1 protein-coding gene and 1 pseudogene are annotated in these 977 nt (G+C 77.2%); both read right to left on the bottom strand.

All coding sequences use genetic code 11. The features are described from left to right. Positions 1–460: DNA-formamidopyrimidine glycosylase family protein (locus C3489_RS38060; protein WP_308460843.1), on the bottom strand; the 460-nt coding region annotated here is incomplete at its 3' end. Positions 461–558: 98 nt separating this feature from the next. After that, positions 559–977: pseudogene (locus C3489_RS38055) on the bottom strand (DEAD/DEAH box helicase); the annotation flags it as partial.

Raw genomic sequence — 977 nt, 5'->3', positions numbered from 1 at the left:
GGGCCTCGCCGAGCGGGCGCGCGGGGTCGCGCAGCAGGTTGGCCAGCGCGCGGTCCGGGTCCCAGTCCGGGCCGAGCAGATCGGGGCCGAGGTGGCCGACCGTGCGCTCCTCGTCGGCGGTGCGCAGCAGGTCCAGCACCGGCAGGCGGTAGCCGACGGCCGTGCGCTCGGCGTTGCCCAGGATCGCGCGGATCTGGTGCGCGGGGCCGCCGCTCCAGCGCTGGCCTGGTGCGTACACCTTCCAGGAGCCGTCCATCTTCAGATGCGAGTGCAGCGTCAGACCGCCCTCGATCCGGGTGAGCAGGTGCTTGCCGCGAGAGATGACGTCCAGGACGGTCCGGCCGGTGAGGTCGACCGTGGCGTACCGGGGCACCCGCAGGTCGCTGCGGGTCAGCACCCTGCCCGCGAGGGCGCCGTGCAACCGCCTCGCGGCCTGCCAGACCGTGTCACCTTCGGGCATGGCTCAAGGGTGACACGCCCGGATGCGCGGGGGCCGGGTGAGCGGCCGGGGCAAGGGGGACATGCCCGGATGCTCGGGGGCCCGGGGGCGCGGTCCGGTCACGCGCGCAGCCGCAGGCCCCGGGGCGTCGCGATGAACCCCGCTGCTTCCAACAGGGCGCCGAGGGGGGAGGTCAGGGCGGAGGCGCCGTTGACCCGCTCCACGGTGACCGTGCCGAGCGAACCGGCGCGGGCGGCTGCCGCGAGCGCCTCCGCGGCCGCCCGCAGCCGCGTGTCCTCGCTCGCGTCGGCGTCCGGCTCGGCGGGCCAGGCCAGCAGCGTCTTGCCGCCGCGCTCCATGTACAGCGCCAGCTCGCCGTCGACCAGCACGACCAGGGAGCCCGCCTTGCGGCCCGGCTTGTGCCCGGCACCGGTCGGCGGCTCGGGCCAGGGCAGGGCGGCGCCGTAGGCGTTGGCCGGGTCGGCGGCGGCGAGGACGACGGCGCGGGTGGAGGCGGTGGCGCCGCCGCGGCGGTTGC

Source organism: Streptomyces sp. Ru71 (assembly GCF_002920535.1).
GTDB lineage: Bacteria > Actinomycetota > Actinomycetes > Streptomycetales > Streptomycetaceae > Streptomyces.
The sequence above is the reverse complement of the archived record's forward strand: the minus strand, read 5'-3'. Positions and strand labels throughout refer to the sequence as shown.